Genomic DNA, 18,162 nt, shown 5'->3' with positions numbered 1-18,162 from the left:
ATATCTTTATCTATTTCCACCTTAAATTGCCAGAACTTCACGCAGCTCACACGCTTCCACCTTAGAATAAAACAAATATCACCTATCTAAGGGAAGAATTTATAGGAATGCCGATGAATCGGAAATATCAAGCTAAAATCTACGTGACTCTGCGCCCTTCGGTTTTAGATCCAGCAGGCACGGCGGTACATTCTGGGTTGGAGCATCTGGGATATGACAATGTTGAGCAGGTGCGAATAGGAAAGTATATTGAGCTGACTGTGATGGCAGAGAGTGAGGATGAGGCGCGACATCAATTGGCTCGGATGTGCGATCAGTTGTTGACGAATCCGGTAACGGAAAATTATCGGTTTGATTTAACGGAGATGTCAGGTCAGATAGAGACGGAAATATTCTTTTAGGATAAGAGGGGCTAGGTAGTTGGTGGTCAGTCGTTATTGGTCATTTGTGAAGGACTAATGACTACTGACTACTTCTGGTTAGCCAGTCTTCCATTAGCTATTAGCAATATGAAATTTGGGGTGGTTGTGTTTCCGGGTTCTAATTGCGATCGCGATGTCGCTTATGTCACTCGCGATTTGCTACATCAGCCGACGCGGATGGTTTGGCATGAAGACACGGATATTTCCGATCTAGATGTGGTAGTGATTCCGGGTGGCTTCAGCTATGGCGATTATCTGCGCTGTGGCGCTATAGCTCGTTTCTCTCCGGTGATGCAAGCAACGATTAAACACGCCCAGCAAGGAAAGTTTGTCTTGGGTATCTGCAACGGGTTTCAGGTGCTAACTGAGGCGGGACTTCTGCCAGGGGCGCTCACCCGAAATCAAGATTTGCATTTTATTTGCGATCGCGTTCCCGTCAAAGTCGAACGCACCCATCTCCCTTGGACGCAAGCCTATTCTACTGGACAAGTCATTACCCTCCCGATTGCCCACGGCGAGGGGCGATACTACGCCGATGCCGCTACTTTGGCAAAGCTGGAAGATAACCATCAAATTCTCTTCCGTTATCACGGCGAGAATCATAACGGTTCTTTAAATAATATTGCGGGTATTTGCAATAAAAAAGGAAATGTGCTGGGGATGATGCCTCATCCAGAACGGGCCTCAGATCCGATTTTGGGCGGTACCGATGGCATTGGGTTATTCCAAGGATTACTGTCTGCGGTGGCAGCGATCGCGTAGTGCTGTAGCAAAAAATGCTTTGTTGAACCACCAAGGCACCAAGATAGAAAACTTTGTGCCTTCTTTGTGTCTTCGTGTCTTTGTGGTTAATCTTCAAACACCTATGTATTTAGGTAGAAATACGTTTGGCTGTCGCAAGTTCCACCTACAGACCGACAATTGTTCCAACCAGACAGCACTAGCATCAAAAAAAGATGGAATTCATGGGCAATTATGGTCGCCATTACTGATTTTCAGCCGACGAGTTCGGCAACGATCCAACGCACAGCCACAAACTACAACGGATCTGAGCAGCAATTTGTAAAACTGCTCGAAATGGAAGATTTAGACAACAAGCTGGCTGCACAGCCTGAACTAGCAAGCGACGTTGAAAATGCGATCGCGATCGCCATTGAGGCGGCTTATAACGTAGAAAGTGGCGATGAGCCAGTTGAAGCTTCCCACCTCTTTTTGCAGCGTGTGCTGTATCGCATCAATCGGCTCAAGCTGTTTTGGTATGACGATCTGCGGCATTACACCAACGAGCGCTCAATTTGGTTGCAAAAAGTTCGCAACCAAATTGAGTCAGCTTGGCAGCAGTGGGAACTGGCACACTTTGACGTAGAAGCACTACAACAACTTTCACCAGCCGATGTCAAGCAAGCCCTGAGCGAGCGTGGCGCAGCCGACTTAGAGCCTCCCCTATCGGAAGATAGTCGGTACTTGCGGGAGCAGACGACAGAGGCAGGTTATCGCCGAATCTTGGCAATTGGTTCCTTCGATGGCTTAGTCGAAGGCAGCCGCCTTTCGCGGATTCTGGGGGGTACCGCCAACGCAGTGCAATGTACTCTCGTCAGAGTGCTGCTAGAAGAGTACGGTAACGGTCGCCTCTCCCGCAAGCACTCTACCTTTTTTGCCCAGATGCTTGACGAGTTTGGCATGAATACAGAGCCAGAGGGCTACTTCGATTTAGTACCCTGGGAAGTGCTAGCCTGCGCCAATCATAACTTTCTCGTCACCGAGCGCAAAATTTATTTCTTGCGTTACTGCGGTGGATTGACTTATTTTGAAGTGGCAGGTCCTGCGGCGTACAAAACCTATCTAGCAGCAGCGCAACGGTTGAAACTTTCTGATGCAGCAATGGGTTACTGGGAGCTGCACATTCGGGAAGACGAACGTCACGGTCAATGGATGTTAGATGATGTGGCGTTGCCATTGGTTGACAAGTACCCGAATGATGCTTGGGAAATTGTCTTGGGATATGACCAAGAGAAGCTAATGGGCGATCGCGCTGGTGCAGCGATCGCGCGTTCGGCAAGAGAAGCCGATCGAGAGGTCAATCGATAAAATAAAATTTGCCTGTCCTCTTCCTTTCTCGTTCTCCAGGCTGAACCTGGGAACGAGAATAAATTTGATAGTTTGGGTTAAAAATTAAGCAATAAGAATGGGGCAATGAGAACTGTTAAATTCCCAATACCCCCTCGTTTTTGTCTAAAGCGGCTTTCTGAGTTGAGGGAATTACTTTAGCGATCGCTCTCCCCACTCTCAGTTCAAGCTTTTACAAAGATGTCATGATCTGAATCAACTCAGCAGATAAATCTACCTGACATTTATGCTGCTTTTTAAACAAAACTCCCGCTAAAAGATAGATGTTTTTTGAGTAAAAAGCCATCTTCTTTTCTCGCAATTCTCTAATTGTGTTTTTCACCTTTGGCTCAGAACTGTAATAGCCAAAGTTTAAAGGGGAGATTATGAAATTAGCAATGGAGTAGCCTTGCATTATTGCATAATTAATAAAGCCCTCTGGATTAGAATAACTAGAGAGCATAAGTAAAACATTTTCATAATCTAAAGATAAAAGTCGTTTGGCAATTTTAGAACCATCTGTACCGCCATGTAACAGGGGTTGGTAAATATTCTCATCTGGCGCTGGAAGGTATGGTGGGTTTGAGATCAGATAATCAGCCTTGGGAAGAGATGCTTCAAAAAAAGAGGTATTGTAGATGATATATTGGGCGCTGAGTTCGTATTCCTGAATATTTGATTTGGCAGTTTTCCAAGCTAAGTCATTGAGTTCAAATCCATGTATGATGCCATCAAATCTGGTTCTCATTAAGGAGTTAATGACTGGAGTTCCATCTCCTGAACCGAACTCAATGATAGTTTTACCATGAGCGCCCTCATTTAAAACTAAACTTTCTAAACATTGAGAGTAGAAATTAGATTCTTCTGGGCAATAGAATACATCTTTTACGGGTCTGGATGAAATTAGCATATCTTCCTTTGTAACAACTATAACAAAGCTAATTCATTCTCTATTCTTTTGTGATCTATCAAGAGAATTATGCCCAAAGACCTTGACAACTATTTACGTTTATTTATAATATTCTAAGGTAATTTTACTGACTTTCAAAAAACAGTGTTTGTTAAAACAGGGAATGGCTAATTGCTTTTCAATACTTAGCAATTAGCCATGAGTCATTATTCAGTAATAAATGGAGCTTTAAGAAGTTAAGCAGCTACTGCCAGTCGCTTAATATCACCAGTGACTACACAAGCCTAAACATCGTTGAAGAGTACTGGAGTTTGGCTAGCAAGCTGCAAAATATCTTTGTTGATACAGCCTGGGATTACATCTGTGTGAACGTACACCCATCAGCAGCCAGCATTGCCTGACGTTGTTGCTCTATTCACCACAAGCATCAAACCAAAGGCGAGGCAACACTGACGACATGAGGATGTTTCAGGGGTGGTTGATAGCGCTGGAAGCGTTAGGGTAGCGTTTGCGGAGAACAACTGTATTGTAGTTGTAGGCGATCGCTACAATATTCGTGACCAGGCAGGTGCTTCCCAAACACAGCAGGATATAGGTAGGAGGCATCACCACCCCAACCTGGAACCAAGTAAAGACGTGCAGCACCATCACCACAGCAAATACGGTTGCCACTCCAGCACTCCGCCACACCTGAACTTGAGGGCGACAGAGTGCAGTAAGAATCATTGTCGAGATGGTAGCACCCAAGTTGGCTGGAACCAAAAACGCGCAAATGGCGATACAGTGGGCGCGTGAGAACTCAGATAGGGTATTAAAGTCTAACATCCGTTCATTATATCGAATGGCAAAATTTTACAAGACTTTTTGCGATCGCCTGTAAACACTCACTGCTGTTGATAACATTTGTTCACATACGACAGCGATCGCTTTCCCACAAAAACTGCACGATCTTTTCTAAAACTACATAATTTGTTTTAAATCTAAGACAAACCCAGGAAGCACATCTTCTCCTGATAAAGTTGCCGGATTTTCTAGAATTTCCACATCCTGACCTTGACGATAGATTTCTACTCGCTGGTTTTTCCGGTCTATTAACCAACCCAATCTAGCGCCATTTTCCATGTACTCTTGCATTTTCTCTTGCAATTCTTTTAGAGAATCACTCTTCGATCGCAACTCAAGCACAAAATCGGGACAGATGGGAGCAAATCCCTGTTGTTCTTCGGCGGTTAAAGCCTCCCAGCGATCGCGTCTTACCCAAGAGGCATCGGGTGAACGATTTGCGCCATTAGGCAGTTTAAAGCCACTTGAAGAGTCAAAGGCAAGCCCTAGATTGCTCTGAGAACTCCAGACTTCTAGTTGGGCAGCTATTTTGATGTTACGATTTCCAGTTTCGCTACCTGTAGGTGGCATAATTATTAATTCTCCCGATGCCGTTCGCTCAAATCTATAATCGCGGTTGTTTTGACACAGCTTCCAAAACTGCTCATCAGTCAAATCAATTTTCAATTCGAGAGTAGGAGGCAATGCGATCGCCATCGTTTGCATGAACTTATCCCAACATCAACTGTTAATATTTTCTAGTCTTGATTCGCTTTTATGAATTTTTGCAAAAACTGCCTTATCAAAAGCGATCGCGTCTAAATCAAGCTACATAATTTGTTTTAAATCTAAGACAAACCCAGGAAGCACATCTTCTCCTGATAAAGTTGCCGGATTTTCTAAAATCTCCACATTCTGACCTTGACGATAGATTTCTACTCGCTGGTTTTTCCGGTCTATTAACCAACCCAAACGAGCGCCATTATCTATATATTCTCTCATTTTTGCTTGTGCTATTTTCACCGAATCGCTAGGAGAAAGCAACTCAACCACAAAATCAGGACACAGAGGAGCAAATCCTTGTTGTTCTTCGGCGGTTAAAGCCTCCCAGCGATCGCGTCTTACCCAAGAGGCATCGGGTGAACGATTTGCACCATTCGGCAGTTTAAAGCCACTTGAAGAATCAAAGGCAAGCCCTAGATTGTTTTGTCGGCTCCAAGCTTGGAGTTGATACGATAAATCGATGTTACGATTTCCAGTTTCGCTACCTGTAGGGGGCATAATTATTAATTCTCCCGATGCTGTGCGCTCAAATCTTAAATCCCGGTTGTGCTGACATAACTGGAAAAACTGCTCGTCTGTCAAGTCAATCGTTAATTTGAGGGTAGAAGGTAAGGTAATTGTTGCTGTGTTCATAAAGTTATCAAAGTATTACTCTCTTATATTTTCTAGTCTATTATCGCTCTGCTATAAAAGGGCGATCGCTCCTTCTCCCGTATTGGCGGTAAATAAGTTTCTCTGTTTTCTTTTTTCCTAATTCGAGAAAATTCAGTCATAGAGTACCTGCATTAATTTGGGGCTGATTTCTGTAAAAGTGAGAGGCAACCCAGCGATCGCCAAGTGTAGGCAAGGGGCGCATCTCCTCCCCATTGTCAACCCTGAGACTGATGTAACCCGCCGTCAGTCGATTAATTTAGTTAATAGAACTTAACATTTGACCACTAAGCCAACGTTCCTAGATGCACTTCAGCGGCAAAGGTGAATGGTTTGTCGTCAGCACTTTATAAGGATTAGCAACAATGCAACTAAAGCCAATCAAAGAGCAAGTCGTCGCCGTCGTTGGCGCTTCTAGCGGCATCGGGCGCGAGACAGCTTTGCAGTTTGCCCACCGAGGCGCAAAAGTGGTAGTCTCAGCTCGCAGCGAATCAGGGTTAAAGTCTTTGGTGGATGAGATACAGCAACAAGGCGGTGAAGCAGTCGCTATCGTTGCTGATGTCACGGATTTCGAGCAAGTAAAAGCGATCGCAGATAAAGCCGTGGAGGTATACGGGCGACTCGATACCTGGGTTCATGCAGCCGCTACCGGAGTCCTCGCCACCTTCGACAAGATAACACCCGAAGAGTTTAAACAAGTCATCGATGTTAACCTGACAGGGCAAGCTTATGGTGCAATGGCAGCGCTACCTCATCTTAAACGCGAAGGACGCGGAGCGCTGATCCATATCTCCTCAGTTGAGGCTAGACGCTCTGTACCTTACCAAAGTCCCTACTCTGCATCCAAGCATGGTGTTGAGGGTATGCTTGATGCTTTGCGTCTTGAGCTGAAACACGAAGGATGGCCGATTAGCGTCACTAATATCATGCCATCGGTGATCAACACGCCATACTACAATAAGGTTCGCACCAAGCTAGGTGTGAAGCCGACAGGAGTGCCGCCGTACTACGAGCCAAGTCTTGTCGCCGAAGCTATTCTCTACGTCGCCGAAAACCCCACTCGTGATTTTATCGTCGGAGATGTGGGCAAAGTGATTGATATAATACAACGAATCTCGCCAGCGCTAGCGGACAGCATCTTACTGCTGATTGGCTTCGAGTTACAGAAAACCAACGAGCCGAAGTCCGAAGACGCACCAACCAATCTGTATGAGCCTATAGAAGGTTACGACAGAGTTGAAGGAGACTTTGGCAATCTGTCGATACCCTCCTTTACTGACTGGCTGGATAAAAATCCGCCGATTAAATGGGGTGCTGTGGCAGCTGCGGCGTTGGGAGTTGCAGCAGTCTTCGGAGGGTTTTTCCCAGGAAATGATATTTAAGGCGATCGCTTACAAATTGCAGCTACGACACCTGTGCGATGGCGTTGCACAGTTGTACGATTGGTTGCCAGATTTCTCCATTTAGATGCCAGCCATCTTTCTGCCATATTGGTGAATTCGGGACTGCCTATCATCAGTCCGAATTTATCGGCTTTTAGCATCTGAATGTCCTGTCTTTCTCGCTTTTTATCTTCGGTACTTTCTTCACTATCACCGTTGATTTCGTCATCAATTGTAGTTGATAGTTTGTCCTGTTGTTCTTTGAGTTTTCTTTCGTTTAAACGCGCTAAAAATGCCTCGCGTTTATCGTAATCTTCAATCATGGCTTGGCGCAATTTCATCGAGTCGCGCTGTAGTGCTGCCAGCCTTTGAGCTATGCGCTGACGCGCACGCTACGCGAACGGCTTTAGCTGCTGGCACTAGGTCTTGTTTTTGGGCTTCTTCGTTGAACCAAACTCCGGTGGATTGCCAGCTAGTTTGGGTGATGCCAATTTGACTGTTTTTGCGATTACCAAGGATGGCTTTGGGTAGTTCGTAATCGCTACAAGGAATGAGTTCTTTGAGTTGTTTTTTATTGATGCCTTTGATGCTGGAGCGGTCTAAAATTAGTTGGGGTTTGTTACCTTCGGACTCGGCTAATGAGTCGAGTAAGTTGTCATCGGGACGGAGGGTTCCTTTAGCTAGAAAGCTGACTTGGGGTGTGGATTTTGTATTTTCTGTATTCCAACTGCGTAGCCAAGCGAAACGAAATTGGCTGGCTCGATTTTTCTCGCCGCCGATGCTTTTAAGTAAGTCGGAACTGATTGCACCGTGACAGTCACCGGTTCGATATTTAGCATATTGTGGGTCGGTGAAATCAACAATTTTTACTCGCAGATGGTCGGATTCTGATACGCCGGACATACAAGTGCTGACTAGAAGGGAACCGTAGCGACAGGCGGTGTCTTTTTCGGTTATGAATAAGTCTCCTATTTTTTGGGCTAGGGTTTCGTCACCGAAGTAATAGCTGTTTCCAGATTGAAATATCAAGCGTCGTTTGATGCCATCTTCTGGGTCGTGGATGCTGGCGCGTAATTGGCGAGGATCTGGATTTGATTTGTCAAGTTTGACAATCATTAATGATTGCAGTTCTTCTGGTTCAAATATTGCTTGCAGAATCGAGTGGCGCAGGATTTCTGGATTGTTGAAGAACTTTCCTACATTCCGCCCTTTGGCATCGGTGTAAGCAGCATCGAAAACGGGAATTTTGAGTCCTTCTTCGGTGGCAATTGTGGCGACCATGTGTTGATTTCTCCTAATATTTGAAGTGTGAGAGTAGGAATTGTTGAAAAGGTATGGCAGGACTATTTAAGCGTTAACAGGTTGAAACTCGGTCAAGTGTTGACCGTGGGAAGTGTTTTTGAGGTGATTGAAATGGAACTAAAGGTTGATGCGATCGCTAGTCCGGATCTGTTTGAAGATGAGGATATCGGGCTGGTGGAGTTGGCGTTGGCGTAGCCTGCGCGTAGCGCATTCGCGCCGGATGATGAGGATAAATACCCATTCGTGCGTCCCAGTAGCACTCCTGCGGATTTAATGGACAGGCCGGCGAGGGTTATTACAGAATGGGAAAATATGGACTTTGATGAGCGAATTCAAGCTGACCCTACTTATATTGATAAGGTATAGGTATTTTTCAGAATTTGGTCGTCTAAGTTTGATTGTTTAGATGTTAATTTTTATTGCCAATTTGAAGTTATAGCTGTGGAGGATACAGATTTACTCCATTGGGTACATGTTTCGATGGGTAGCGGTAGCTGCCCTTTAAGTCTAACCATTTAACTAATTTATGGATAGATCGGTTTGACACCCTTGCCACTGTTGGGAGTTTTACAATCCCAGCGACAGTCACAAGTTTTACAATCTTGTTCGCTAATCTCACCTGGAGCAGCAGGTTCCCATGCGTTAGTTAAACGAGATTGTTCAATCTGACCCACCGTTTTAGTGAACTCATCTATTGCTACCTGAATTTCATCAGGCTCAATACTAACTTCTAAAAGAGCGTTAACTGGGCGTTTTGTTGGGCAAGTCGGGCCATCAAGCTCGTTAAGAAAATATAAAACAGCTTTCTTTGGCAGGACACCGTGCTTTCGTTGATAAAGATAGGCATAAACCCGCATTTGAAACTCATACGTCTGCAAGTCTTTAGGATTTAAACCAACACGAGTGCTGCCTTTATAATCCCACATTTCGCAGTTAGCTGGATCTACCATTTCATCGGTTGAATCTACTAACAAATCGACAACCCCATGCAAAATGTGATTAGTCTGATTTGCTTGTAATCTATGTTCTGTGTCTTTAACTCGTGGATAAAGCGTCGGGCCTTCCAGTGCATTGAAATATTGAAGAATATTTACGGCTTGAACTCTAGTATCTGACCTAATAGCTAGAATTCCTTGACTGTTCAAGCCATTTTCAACTTGAATAAAATACCTCACAATATCGCTAGGAGGTGGCGGCAGTGTTGTGACAGCTTTTTGTGCGCTTTTTAGCTCCCCAAAGTATTCGCGAATCTCCTCTTTACTGAGAAGATAACCCTTATCAGGTAGTGAGTCCTTAGTCGATGGATCGACTCTGCCATGAAAATGGGCATGACAGCGATCTAAAACTTGATGAAGTACCGTACCAAAGTAAATCTGTGTTTGATGAGCAGGGGCATATTTATAAACGTTAAAAACTCCATACTGACGAGCACAATGTCGAAAAGAAACAACATCTTGAGTGACACTATATCGTCGTTTCACTAATGTACTATTGGGCAAAGGTATTGAAATTCCTTGGAATGGTTTGGTCATAAATGCTCTCTTTAAATTACAAGTGTATTGCGACGAAATTCAACATGGTTACGTCCTGGTGCGGCTACATGATTTTTAATGTGTTCTTCCGTACCAACTAAGATCAGGCCATACTGGGCACGAGAGTAAGCTACATAAAGCAAACGGATGTCATCTTCGACAACCAAGAGTTCTGGACTGCGTGTATTTCTAGGATAAAGCTCCTCCCGAAATGGTTCTAAATCTTGTTCAAGGATGTGTGCTGCTCCCACATCTCCGCTTTGACCCAGTTGTGCGACAAAAACGAAGGGAAACTCTAAGCCTTTTGCTTGGTGAATAGTCATAATTGGTAGATATCCTTGGGGAACTATCACCTCTTCATCTTCGTCATCATTAATTCCAGCTTCGATAATATAGCTGACAAACATTGTGTAAAACCGATTTAGAAAAGTGGGATCTAAATCGCCTTCTTTATTCGCCCGCAACCCGTCTAACTTAAAACTGTGATAGCCATCGAAAAGACGGCTTAGTTTGGAAAGGCGTAAGTTTCTTACAGGATCTTTTTGCCATGTCCGAAATGGTTCTAGTGCCAGAATATGATATATGATTTCTAAAAGGTTAAGATTGAGAAAGTTGCCCTTATTTTCAGCACATAGTTTCGGCAATTCGGCATTACTATGGATTAAATAGTCGTCCAGTCCCTTAGTTAAAAGATTCGGATTACCTCTAATAGTATTGAGAGTGTCAATCCATCCCTGGACCGTTCCAACCCATGATAAAGGTCGCCCAATTGGATCTTTGTAAGAAGAATAAAAAGTATGATTTTTGTCAATTACTTGTACCATTGCTGCCAGCAAGCACTGGATTTCTTCACTTTCCATGAAAGATTTTGAGCGGGGATTATAAACCGGAATATTATGTTGTTGAAACGCAGCAATAAAAGGGCCAGCATTGCGTGGCGAGTCCTTCGCACTACGTAGCAATAAAACGCATTGACTATAATCAGAGATAATTCCGTCGGCGATTAAGTGATTTTTAACTAAATCGACAACAGCATTTGGTAAATCTGCTACTTTTTTCCGAGTGATCCAAGAAACAGCAGGATATGATCCAGAAATTGTAGAGGCTGCCGTAACAGGATTTTTACCAGGGGCGCGTACCCCTGGTGCTATCATTTCTGGAAAAGAAGTGATATAACTGTTGAAAAATTCAACGATACTGCTGTGAGAACGATAGTTTTGATCTAGCTGAATTTTTTGAGGAGATTCACCTAATTCTGCCATACAAGCCTTGTCAAAATTCACCATGCAAGATACGTTTCCTCCTCGGAAACGATATAAAGCTTGATCGTCGTCACCCACTACTGTAATGCTATGTGGGGTTTTGTTGGCAAGGGCAAGGTAAATGCGCTCTTGGATTGGATTAGTGTCTTGGTATTCGTCAACCAATACGTGCGTCAACGGTGACTGGTTTTGACCATCTCCCTCTAAAAAGCGTTTACTAGATGGAGAGGTTAAGAATTCCAAAAAACAAGCTTGAAGATGAGCAAAGTCACAGCGGTAGTTTTTCTCTAGACCTTCAGTATATTGCTGATAGAATTCTGCTAGCGTTGCCCAGTGTCCCCCAGCCAGAATCATTTTTTGGACATCAACGTAATCTTCTACAATATGGTTGAAGAGTGTAACTGCGGCCTTGGCTCGCTTCCATTTATTAGGAGGGTAATTTTGAGTTCGCCAATCAGGGACTGCATGAGCAAAAGGTATCCAGAAGCTTGTATCTTGATGCTCTGTAATTGAGGCATAACGGTAGACGAACAAATCCTGCTCTACCTGGTCAAGAAGACGAACGTTTTGATATGTTGGGTAACGATATTCTTGGAGTATATCATTGCATAGACTATGCAATGTTCCTATTCTTATATCAGATAAGTCTACCGATTTAAGAGTATGATCGGTGTTTTGTAGTGCGGCCCAGTAGGTAGCTAAGCGATCTTCAAGGTTACGTGCTGCCTTCGTTGTAAAGGTGGTTAGGATAATGGAGCGTGGTTTAACACCATCTACACAGAGTAGTTTTAGAGTGCGTGTAACCAGTACCTCGCTTTTACCTGAACCTGGGCCTGCGAGAAGCCACAAAGCACCTCCGTCATACTCTACTGCTTCCTTCTGTTTGTCATCTAGCTCATAGCCACGAGCAGTCTGTTGGGCAAGACAGGTATGAAAGGTACTTAGGTCAATCATTGTAAAAAATATTTAATTTCACCTAAAAACTTACGTACCGTTTGCAGGATCGAGTAAAAAGGATAAAGTATCAGATTTTGGCTCAGTATAGCATCCTGCCCAATAGAAAATTTTCCATTAAGCCATCATTTGGGTGGGGCTGGTGACGCATACTGAACTCAAGCTTTGGATTTCAGTGCCGCCCACACCGATTGCTGGGTAATGTAAACCGATCGCGCCGTCCCACTTTCCAAATCAAAATAGGTCGCAAACCGCTTAAGATTATCCGCCGCCTCAGCCGCCACCCGAACATTCACGCGATCGCTCTGCACGTTCAGCACTGCCATCTCAGCACAAGATAGGTTATTTGTCAATCTCAATGCTAGAGCCTGCGCCTTGGGCAATCCGATCTCCTTGTCGCAGAAAGCCTGCCTGCTGATATTGGCTTCTTCAACTATATCGGGATCTGCGATCGCCTACGGTACGCTATGCTAACGCGATACTACTGACACAACACTACGCGATCGCACTTCACCTATCCAGAGATGCGATCGCTCGCTTCGACGTTACAATCTGTCATAACAATAGGAGTAAACTCCAATGGCAACCAACACCTCTTTAGAAGAACGGATGGCAGCAGTAGAAACAGCAATTACCGAATTGCAGAAACAAGTTGCAAATCCTCAATCGACAAATTGGCTACAACAAATTACAGGGTCTTTCAAAGATGAACCTGCCTTTGAGGAGGTACTGGCTTACGGACGAGCGATTCGCAAAGGTGATGAGTCTGTACTGGAATCGCAAGACGAGCTATGAAATATCTATTGGATACAGACCATCTGAGTATTCTTCAGCGTCAAACTGGGAAGGATTACAGCAACCTTTCGACACGGATGGCTCAATACCCGCTATCAGATTTTGCCGTATCAATTGTCACCTTTCATGAACAAATGCTTGGCTGTCATGCCTATATTAATCGCGATCGCACCCTCAAGGACGTAGTGAAAGGATATGAGATGATGGCGCGACTCGTTAATGACTTTAAAGTATTGCCCATCCTCTCATTCGATGCGGGTGCAGCTACAACATTTGAGCAATTAAAGTCCCGACGAATTCAACTGGCAAAGATGGATGCAAGAATCGCAGCAATTGCACTGTCCCATGAATTGATTCTGTTAACCCGCAATCATCGAGATTTCGGGAAAGTGGCAGGGTTGGCAATCGAAGATTGGACAATTTGAGGCATCAAGAATATCTTTTGGAGTAAGGTTAGCATGGTGTTATTGCTTCACTTGCGATCGCTTTTACTACCACACACACCGACTGCTGCGTGATATAAAGCGATCGCGCCATCCCACTCTCCAAATCAAAATAGGTAGCAAACCGCTTAAGATTCCCCGCAGCCATCCGGTACAGGTAATCCGCCGCCTCAGCCGCCACCCGAACATTCACGCTCTCGCTCTGCAAGTTCAGCACTGCCATCTCAGCACAAGATAGGTTATTTGTCAATTCTTCTGGTTTTGGTTTCAAAAGGTCAGGAGCTTGCAGCATCGGAGATGGCAACCTCGCACATCCCAGCCCCCCAAAATTATAGAACTCCGGGTCAGTTTCCAAACAACTGCCCAGCAAGATTTGTCCCGCTGCTGCATGATTCCCACAATCCAGATACCACACGCGGGGGATTTCAGAGCGACTATCACATTGGTTCAACACAAGAACCTGGTTAATAGCCGCTCTCCCGGCTGCCCTATCCACGCACCCTACAAGGATTGTCAGCTTGTCGTAGGCGTAGTGAATCAACTTGGGGTCAAATTCTTGCACGAAAGCCGTCGTGTCCACTCCCCAAGCTATCGAGTATCGCAACGCTAGAGCCTGCGCTTTGGGCAATCCGATTTCCTTGTCGCAGAAAGCCTGCCTGCTGATATTGGCTTCTTCAACTATATCGGGATCTGCGATCGCGCTGACGCGCAAGCTTCGCAAACGCCAACCTAACCTTTTTCCCTGGCTTACTTAAACTGCGTGCCAGTCGCGCAATATGATAGGACAGCCAAGAACCAGTTCCTCCCGCCCCAATTAACCAATAGTCGATCGAATCAGTCTGTTTAATGATTAGAGGCGAAGCTTCAATATAATCATAGTTAATTAAACATTGAAGAAAAAGTACTAGCCTCCCTCCAATAATTCGGTAGCTAATTTCGGCAACGCTTGACAGTTCAATTTTATAATTAATTTTAGTTTTCATTGTTTATTGATTAACTTTAGAAAATCAAATTCTTTAGCAAAAATAGTTCAGATAGCTCTTTAAAAAAACAGTGGAAAGAGAGCTATCTGATTTGGTTAAAAAAAAGCCGTTAACTAGCACGAATTTTAACTTTCTTAGCAGAATCAGTACTTTTCGTCTGTACCTTTTCTTTAGAATCTGGATTTGGGCGATCGCTTGGAGTTATAGTTGTTTGAGCAATAGCGCGATTGGAAATTGCCTCACTTGCAGATGTCAAGTTAGCAGCTACTATTCCGTATTCAACTCTAAGTTTGCGTTCGATGCGAGTACCATCTACAGGAACACCTTTTTTCCAATCGTCGATGATTTTGCGCTTGTCTGGAGTGAAAACGACTTTTTCTGCTCGATGTTGAAAGGAGTGCTGCGATCGTACTTAAATAGGTACATTAGCTTTAACAAAAATCCAATAACAATTAATCTGTCAACCCCAGTCTAAAGACACAATCCATTAAAAGGTCATTTAATTTGGCAATGCGGACAACAATCTGTTATCGCGGACAAATAATGTGGCACTGTACACTTAGAAAAATCAGGTTTGTCAACCATTTCCATTGTGCTTACCTATATATCAGCACTAAGGTAGATTTGTAAATTTATTTTATTGTAAAAGATTAAGCTTGGTTCCGGCGGCGATCGCCATCTAATTACCAAGGTGCTGGGAAGAGTTAAATGCGATCGCGTCTTGTCTGTGTCAGAGCAAATCCCGCCTATCCAACCTCAAGCCTAGCTTCTGGCTATCAAACAATCCCGCTGCGATCTCTACCTTGGCGTTTAGCAATTTAATACCCGCGAAAGAGTAAAAAGCGATACTAACTAAGCTATCTTCATAAACAGAAACATCGTAATAAACAGACTACGATCAACTTAAAATAACATCGGAGAAAAAATTCATGAGCGACGAACAAAATCCAGTTTTGCCAGAAGATCCTAGAGAAGCTGAACCGGGAAGAGGGGCACCAGGAAACAACCACTATGGAGTTCAATTATCACAATCAGTATTGGGCGTGAATGCACCAGATGCGGTGATTCCATCTAATGTGGATAAAGAGCTGAACAAACACCAAGTTGAGGCAGCCAGAGAACAAGAAGAGGGAACTGGTTTAGATACAACCGAGGGCTACATCCTTGATGAAGCGGGGCAGCTGAACAATTTTGCGATTGAGCCTCCAATGTATGTAGAAGAGAAATAAAATACAACGTTAGCTGGGAGCGCTAAACATCATCAGCCTCCCGGCATATTTATGTATTTATAAACAAAAATTTAACAACTTTGCCTGGAATTTCAGCGTCTTAATTGTAGGTAACTAGAAGACGTTATCGGCATTAGTTAGGAAGAAAAGTATACCAGAATCGACTTCGACCTCAGAAGCAACAGCGATCGCTTCCACCGTTCAAACCAACAACGATGAAGTTGAAGCCACAACGCAACAGACAACCACTCAACCAGATGTGGCAATATAGCCAAAGCTTGATGACTTTCCCCATCAACTCATCGTTTTGGTAGACGAAGTGAACCCAGCAAGTGACTTCGCTCAATTTCGGCAACAGTTGCGGGAAGCAGTGCTAAAGCGCGATGCAGAGTTAACGAAGTCATCAAAGTCAATCGTCAAATCGAGGAACAACGCGCCAGAGAACGGGCGCAAAAAGGCGAAGATTACAGTTCCCTCAACGGGTGGACTGCGGTGATTTTGCCAAATGGAAAACCAGGCTACATTTCAGGACTTACGCAAAGCTTATACATATAGCGTTTTGTAGGGGCAATCCCCCTGTGGTTGCCCTCAGATGTGGTGCTATTTGCGTAAGTCCTGATTTCCAATCGCTTTGCTTATTCTCCCCTGGAATATCAAGCCGTCTTTGGCAAAGTGAAAGGGCAATGGCGTCTGCTTTATATGCCCGGTAGAGAGTAAATTAAGGTAAAAGTATCGCTGTTTCGGGGAAAATTAGACAGGCGAGCGGGAATTAAAAGCAAGTTTCCCACAGACTAAAGCTTGGATCGAGATAAATGAAGTCCGTAAAGACGATTTCACGAAAAATATATCTGTATTTTCGAGCCAGCAAAGATTCTGTTACCTTGTCAAAATTCCCCAGCCCGATCAATACCTTTGAGAGCAACGTCCATGCCAGTAGACTTAATCATTCTAATTGCCGCACTCATCGTATCCTGGTTAGTCTTCGCCTTACTAATTAAGGTGGTGAAAGCCAGCATCGGCACAGCCATTTTAATTGCGGCAGTTGTTCTCATTTTACAACTCTTCTTTGGCATTGGCCCCGAAGACATTTGGCAGCAGATAACCCAACTTCCCCAAACTATTTGGCACATGGTTACGGGCAATTAATCCAATTGACAAAAGTCCATAATATAGAGGCAGGTTTATAGATATGCTTGGCTACTCACCAGTATCTTATTAAACCCGTCCCTACAAAGCAGTTGTTTTTTCGATTGCACTGACAATTACCCCTTAAGCCATAATCATCTTGGCAACCTTTTCCATCACCTTGCTCAAGGGATGATCTGGAAACCGCAGGCAAAAGAGATCGCTGCTTGCCATTTGAATCATCTCTTCCGAAAGCGGCAAAATTCCAGCCACCGGAGCATTGTAGGTTTTTTCTACCTGTTGCTTCAAAGCATCAAAATCCAAAACGGGTAGCGCCTTATTTACTAGCAGCAACATCTTAGGCACCTGCAACTTGCGAGCCACCTCCACCGTCACGGCAGTCCCCTGAAAGTCTTGCCGGTCTGGACGCAAAATTAGCACCAAGATATCAGAGATAGTAATAGAAAGCAGAGTTTCTTCGTTAAGACCTGGGTGGGTGTCAATAAACAAATAATCCAGATTCAGGGTTTCAATTATATCTTGGAAACCGTCATTGAGGAGACCAAAATCGAATCCCTCGCGCAGCACTCTAGTAATATCCCCAGCTTTGATACTAGAAGGAATCAGATGAATGCTGCTGCCTTTAACGCCAGTCTTTCTTAAAACTGAAGTGACATCGTAGGCAGCTTCTTCAATTAAACAGCGACCCCACAGGTAGTCATTGAGAGAGTGTTCCATCTTCTGCTCATCGAAACCGAAAAGCACATGAATTCCTGGCGATTGAATATCGGTGTCAACGATACCAACGCGATACCCAAAGCGAGCGACTAAAGCTGCCAGATTAGCCGTCGAATTCGATTTGCCGGTGCCACCCCGGAATGAGTGGATGGACACAATTTTTGACATGGTTTACCTCAATGTGTGAAAGGATTTTTAATCCTTAACAGAAAACAATCGAGAAAGCCCACTCAAGGGCGCGTTGCATTTCTGTGGGTGATTCCCACAGCTTGATAGAGGCTTATTTCGGTTTTTCCTCACTCCAGGTTCTGCCAGATATTTGTAGATAGCTTGCTTCGCTGTTTGGGGGCAAGGCGGGGTCGGTAGCGGCGTGTTTCTCCCTCTTCTAGTTCTTGCACGAAGCCTTGAGTTACCAGAGTTTCCAACTGGGTGCGGACAACTTCCTCACCCTCGCCGGTGTGAGCTGCCACTTCCTCCAAGGTCACGTTTTTCTGACGCATCATCCAGTTGACGAGTTTCCGCAGGTCATCGGGCAAACTCATAATATCAAGCATATTCAGACCAACATCAGTCTGTTTTCCGCTGGAATCGGCGGGTGATTGATCGATTCGATCCTGATTCATCTTTTCCTTCCTTGCCCTTCAGCTAATGATGTGAATAGCGAGCCTTCGATGTATCGGTAGATGTCCTCTAATGGCACTTTATCTCACCGCCATCCCGCCA

22 protein-coding genes are annotated in these 18,162 nt (G+C 44.4%); 10 read left to right on the top strand and 12 right to left on the bottom strand.

The features are described from left to right. Positions 1 to 113 precede the first annotated feature (113 nt). From purS to AC2VDX_RS22540, 3 genes are all read left to right on the top strand, one after another. Complete coding sequence (gene purS / locus AC2VDX_RS22550; protein WP_378177035.1) at positions 114 to 401, top strand: phosphoribosylformylglycinamidine synthase subunit PurS; 288 nt, start codon at positions 114 to 116, stop codon at positions 399 to 401. A 108-nt stretch (positions 402 to 509) separates the two neighbouring features. Further along, the gene (gene purQ, locus AC2VDX_RS22545) at positions 510 to 1,184 is read left to right on the top strand and encodes a phosphoribosylformylglycinamidine synthase subunit PurQ (protein ID WP_378177210.1); all 675 of its coding nucleotides are present in this window, start codon (positions 510 to 512) and stop codon (positions 1,182 to 1,184) included. A 213-nt stretch (positions 1,185 to 1,397) separates the two neighbouring features. Further along, entirely contained in the window at positions 1,398 to 2,510 is a 1,113-nt protein-coding gene (locus AC2VDX_RS22540; RefSeq protein WP_378177033.1) for an iron-containing redox enzyme family protein, read from the top strand. Positions 2,511 to 2,721: 211 nt separating this feature from the next. Here AC2VDX_RS22540 and AC2VDX_RS22535 read toward each other — a convergent pair whose 3' ends face one another. The 4 genes from AC2VDX_RS22535 to AC2VDX_RS22520 form a co-directional block, all read right to left on the bottom strand. After that, the gene (locus tag AC2VDX_RS22535) at positions 2,722 to 3,438 is read right to left on the bottom strand and encodes a class I SAM-dependent methyltransferase (protein WP_378177030.1); all 717 of its coding nucleotides are present in this window, start codon (positions 3,436 to 3,438) and stop codon (positions 2,722 to 2,724) included. Positions 3,439 to 3,906: 468 nt separating this feature from the next. Then, complete coding sequence (locus AC2VDX_RS22530; protein WP_378177027.1) at positions 3,907 to 4,263, bottom strand: hypothetical protein; 357 nt, start codon at positions 4,261 to 4,263, stop codon at positions 3,907 to 3,909. 135 nt (positions 4,264 to 4,398) lie between these two features. Beyond that, entirely contained in the window at positions 4,399 to 4,986 is a 588-nt protein-coding gene (locus AC2VDX_RS22525; RefSeq protein WP_378177024.1) for a Uma2 family endonuclease, read from the bottom strand. Between the two features lie 102 nt (positions 4,987 to 5,088). Then, entirely contained in the window at positions 5,089 to 5,676 is a 588-nt protein-coding gene (locus AC2VDX_RS22520; RefSeq protein WP_378177021.1) for a Uma2 family endonuclease, read from the bottom strand. 383 nt (positions 5,677 to 6,059) lie between these two features. Between AC2VDX_RS22520 and AC2VDX_RS22515 the strand changes: the two genes are divergently transcribed. Beyond that, entirely contained in the window at positions 6,060 to 7,076 is a 1,017-nt protein-coding gene (locus AC2VDX_RS22515; RefSeq protein ID WP_378177018.1) for an SDR family oxidoreductase, read from the top strand. Here AC2VDX_RS22515 and AC2VDX_RS22510 read toward each other — a convergent pair. Beyond that, entirely contained in the window at positions 7,073 to 7,417 is a 345-nt protein-coding gene (locus AC2VDX_RS22510) for a hypothetical protein (protein WP_378177015.1), read from the bottom strand. The two genes, AC2VDX_RS22515 and AC2VDX_RS22510, sit on opposite strands and share 4 nt — an antisense overlap. Beyond that, the gene (locus tag AC2VDX_RS22505) at positions 7,392 to 8,357 is read right to left on the bottom strand and encodes a hypothetical protein (protein ID WP_378177012.1); all 966 of its coding nucleotides are present in this window, start codon (positions 8,355 to 8,357) and stop codon (positions 7,392 to 7,394) included. Before AC2VDX_RS22505 ends, AC2VDX_RS22510 begins: the two co-directional genes overlap by 26 nt. Positions 8,358 to 8,384: 27 nt before the next feature. Between AC2VDX_RS22505 and AC2VDX_RS22500 the strand changes: the two genes are divergently transcribed. Next, positions 8,385 to 8,573: a hypothetical protein gene (locus AC2VDX_RS22500; protein WP_378177009.1), complete on the top strand. Its 189-nt coding sequence runs from the start codon at positions 8,385 to 8,387 to the stop codon at positions 8,571 to 8,573. A gap of 329 nt (positions 8,574 to 8,902) precedes the next feature. On the opposite strand, the gene AC2VDX_RS22495 is transcribed toward AC2VDX_RS22500, so the two are convergent. From AC2VDX_RS22495 to AC2VDX_RS22485, 3 genes are all read right to left on the bottom strand, one after another. Continuing rightward, positions 8,903 to 9,910, bottom strand: coding sequence for a PD-(D/E)XK nuclease family protein (locus AC2VDX_RS22495; RefSeq protein WP_378177004.1), 1,008 nt, complete (start codon positions 9,908 to 9,910; stop codon positions 8,903 to 8,905). A gap of 11 nt (positions 9,911 to 9,921) precedes the next feature. After that, positions 9,922 to 12,126: an ATP-dependent helicase gene (locus tag AC2VDX_RS22490; protein ID WP_378177001.1), complete on the bottom strand. Its 2,205-nt coding sequence runs from the start codon at positions 12,124 to 12,126 to the stop codon at positions 9,922 to 9,924. A gap of 158 nt (positions 12,127 to 12,284) precedes the next feature. Continuing rightward, positions 12,285 to 12,485 carry a hypothetical protein gene (locus AC2VDX_RS22485; protein ID WP_378176998.1) on the bottom strand — a complete coding sequence of 67 codons (201 nt, stop codon included), beginning with the start codon at positions 12,483 to 12,485 and terminating at the stop codon, positions 12,285 to 12,287. Positions 12,486 to 12,705: 220 nt separating this feature from the next. On the opposite strand from AC2VDX_RS22485, the gene AC2VDX_RS22480 reads away from it, so the two are divergent. Continuing rightward, complete coding sequence (locus tag AC2VDX_RS22480; protein ID WP_378176995.1) at positions 12,706 to 12,921, top strand: hypothetical protein; 216 nt, start codon at positions 12,706 to 12,708, stop codon at positions 12,919 to 12,921. Further along, on the top strand, positions 12,918 to 13,346 hold the full coding sequence (locus AC2VDX_RS22475; protein ID WP_378176992.1) for a type II toxin-antitoxin system VapC family toxin: 429 nt from the start codon (positions 12,918 to 12,920) through the stop codon (positions 13,344 to 13,346). Before AC2VDX_RS22480 ends, AC2VDX_RS22475 begins: the two co-directional genes overlap by 4 nt. Before the next feature lie 28 nt (positions 13,347 to 13,374). Here AC2VDX_RS22475 and AC2VDX_RS22470 read toward each other — a convergent pair whose 3' ends face one another. Further along, on the bottom strand, positions 13,375 to 14,085 hold the full coding sequence (locus AC2VDX_RS22470) for a ThiF family adenylyltransferase (RefSeq protein WP_378176989.1): 711 nt from the start codon (positions 14,083 to 14,085) through the stop codon (positions 13,375 to 13,377). A gap of 1,191 nt (positions 14,086 to 15,276) precedes the next feature. Here AC2VDX_RS22470 and AC2VDX_RS22465 point away from each other — a divergent pair. From AC2VDX_RS22465 to AC2VDX_RS22455, 3 genes are all read left to right on the top strand, one after another. Beyond that, complete coding sequence (locus AC2VDX_RS22465; protein WP_378176986.1) at positions 15,277 to 15,576, top strand: hypothetical protein; 300 nt, start codon at positions 15,277 to 15,279, stop codon at positions 15,574 to 15,576. A gap of 307 nt (positions 15,577 to 15,883) precedes the next feature. Then, positions 15,884 to 16,072: a hypothetical protein gene (locus AC2VDX_RS22460; protein ID WP_378176983.1), complete on the top strand. Its 189-nt coding sequence runs from the start codon at positions 15,884 to 15,886 to the stop codon at positions 16,070 to 16,072. Between the two features lie 431 nt (positions 16,073 to 16,503). Then, positions 16,504 to 16,722: a hypothetical protein gene (locus AC2VDX_RS22455; RefSeq protein ID WP_378176980.1), complete on the top strand. Its 219-nt coding sequence runs from the start codon at positions 16,504 to 16,506 to the stop codon at positions 16,720 to 16,722. Between the two features lie 123 nt (positions 16,723 to 16,845). Here AC2VDX_RS22455 and AC2VDX_RS22450 read toward each other — a convergent pair whose 3' ends face one another. Continuing rightward, positions 16,846 to 17,607: a MinD/ParA family ATP-binding protein gene (locus AC2VDX_RS22450; protein ID WP_378176977.1), complete on the bottom strand. Its 762-nt coding sequence runs from the start codon at positions 17,605 to 17,607 to the stop codon at positions 16,846 to 16,848. A 128-nt stretch (positions 17,608 to 17,735) separates the two neighbouring features. Further along, a complete protein-coding gene (locus AC2VDX_RS22445; protein WP_378176974.1) occupies positions 17,736 to 18,062 on the bottom strand; it encodes an ArsR family transcriptional regulator in 327 nt (108 codons plus the stop codon). Positions 18,063 to 18,162: the final 100 nt, after the last annotated feature.

The sequence above is a fragment of the Coleofasciculus sp. H7-1 genome, from assembly GCF_057473865.1.
The sequence above is the reverse complement of the archived record's forward strand: the minus strand, read 5'-3'. Positions and strand labels throughout refer to the sequence as shown.

What these genes read in the sequence shown, in the direction of transcription:
- AC2VDX_RS22540 (WP_378177033.1), top strand. Translation starts at nt 1,398, where the DNA reads ATGGTCGCCATTACTGATTTTCAGCCGACGAGTTCGGCAACGATCCAA.
- AC2VDX_RS22505 (WP_378177012.1), bottom strand. Translation starts at nt 8,357, where the DNA reads ATGGTCGCCACAATTGCCACCGAAGAAGGACTCAAAATTCCCGTTTTC.
- AC2VDX_RS22490 (WP_378177001.1), bottom strand. Translation starts at nt 12,126, where the DNA reads ATGATTGACCTAAGTACCTTTCATACCTGTCTTGCCCAACAGACTGCT.
- AC2VDX_RS22465 (WP_378176986.1), top strand. Translation starts at nt 15,277, where the DNA reads ATGAGCGACGAACAAAATCCAGTTTTGCCAGAAGATCCTAGAGAAGCT.
- AC2VDX_RS22515 (WP_378177018.1), top strand. Translation starts at nt 6,060, where the DNA reads ATGCAACTAAAGCCAATCAAAGAGCAAGTCGTCGCCGTCGTTGGCGCT.
- AC2VDX_RS22510 (WP_378177015.1), bottom strand. Translation starts at nt 7,417, where the DNA reads ATGAAATTGCGCCAAGCCATGATTGAAGATTACGATAAACGCGAGGCA.
- AC2VDX_RS22450 (WP_378176977.1), bottom strand. Translation starts at nt 17,607, where the DNA reads ATGTCAAAAATTGTGTCCATCCACTCATTCCGGGGTGGCACCGGCAAA.
- purS (WP_378177035.1), top strand. Translation starts at nt 114, where the DNA reads ATGAATCGGAAATATCAAGCTAAAATCTACGTGACTCTGCGCCCTTCG.
- AC2VDX_RS22530 (WP_378177027.1), bottom strand. Translation starts at nt 4,263, where the DNA reads ATGTTAGACTTTAATACCCTATCTGAGTTCTCACGCGCCCACTGTATC.
- AC2VDX_RS22525 (WP_378177024.1), bottom strand. Translation starts at nt 4,986, where the DNA reads ATGCAAACGATGGCGATCGCATTGCCTCCTACTCTCGAATTGAAAATT.
- AC2VDX_RS22445 (WP_378176974.1), bottom strand. Translation starts at nt 18,062, where the DNA reads ATGAATCAGGATCGAATCGATCAATCACCCGCCGATTCCAGCGGAAAA.
- AC2VDX_RS22520 (WP_378177021.1), bottom strand. Translation starts at nt 5,676, where the DNA reads ATGAACACAGCAACAATTACCTTACCTTCTACCCTCAAATTAACGATT.
- AC2VDX_RS22455 (WP_378176980.1), top strand. Translation starts at nt 16,504, where the DNA reads ATGCCAGTAGACTTAATCATTCTAATTGCCGCACTCATCGTATCCTGG.
- AC2VDX_RS22535 (WP_378177030.1), bottom strand. Translation starts at nt 3,438, where the DNA reads ATGCTAATTTCATCCAGACCCGTAAAAGATGTATTCTATTGCCCAGAA.
- purQ (WP_378177210.1), top strand. Translation starts at nt 510, where the DNA reads ATGAAATTTGGGGTGGTTGTGTTTCCGGGTTCTAATTGCGATCGCGAT.
- AC2VDX_RS22495 (WP_378177004.1), bottom strand. Translation starts at nt 9,910, where the DNA reads ATGACCAAACCATTCCAAGGAATTTCAATACCTTTGCCCAATAGTACA.
- AC2VDX_RS22480 (WP_378176995.1), top strand. Translation starts at nt 12,706, where the DNA reads ATGGCAACCAACACCTCTTTAGAAGAACGGATGGCAGCAGTAGAAACA.
- AC2VDX_RS22475 (WP_378176992.1), top strand. Translation starts at nt 12,918, where the DNA reads ATGAAATATCTATTGGATACAGACCATCTGAGTATTCTTCAGCGTCAA.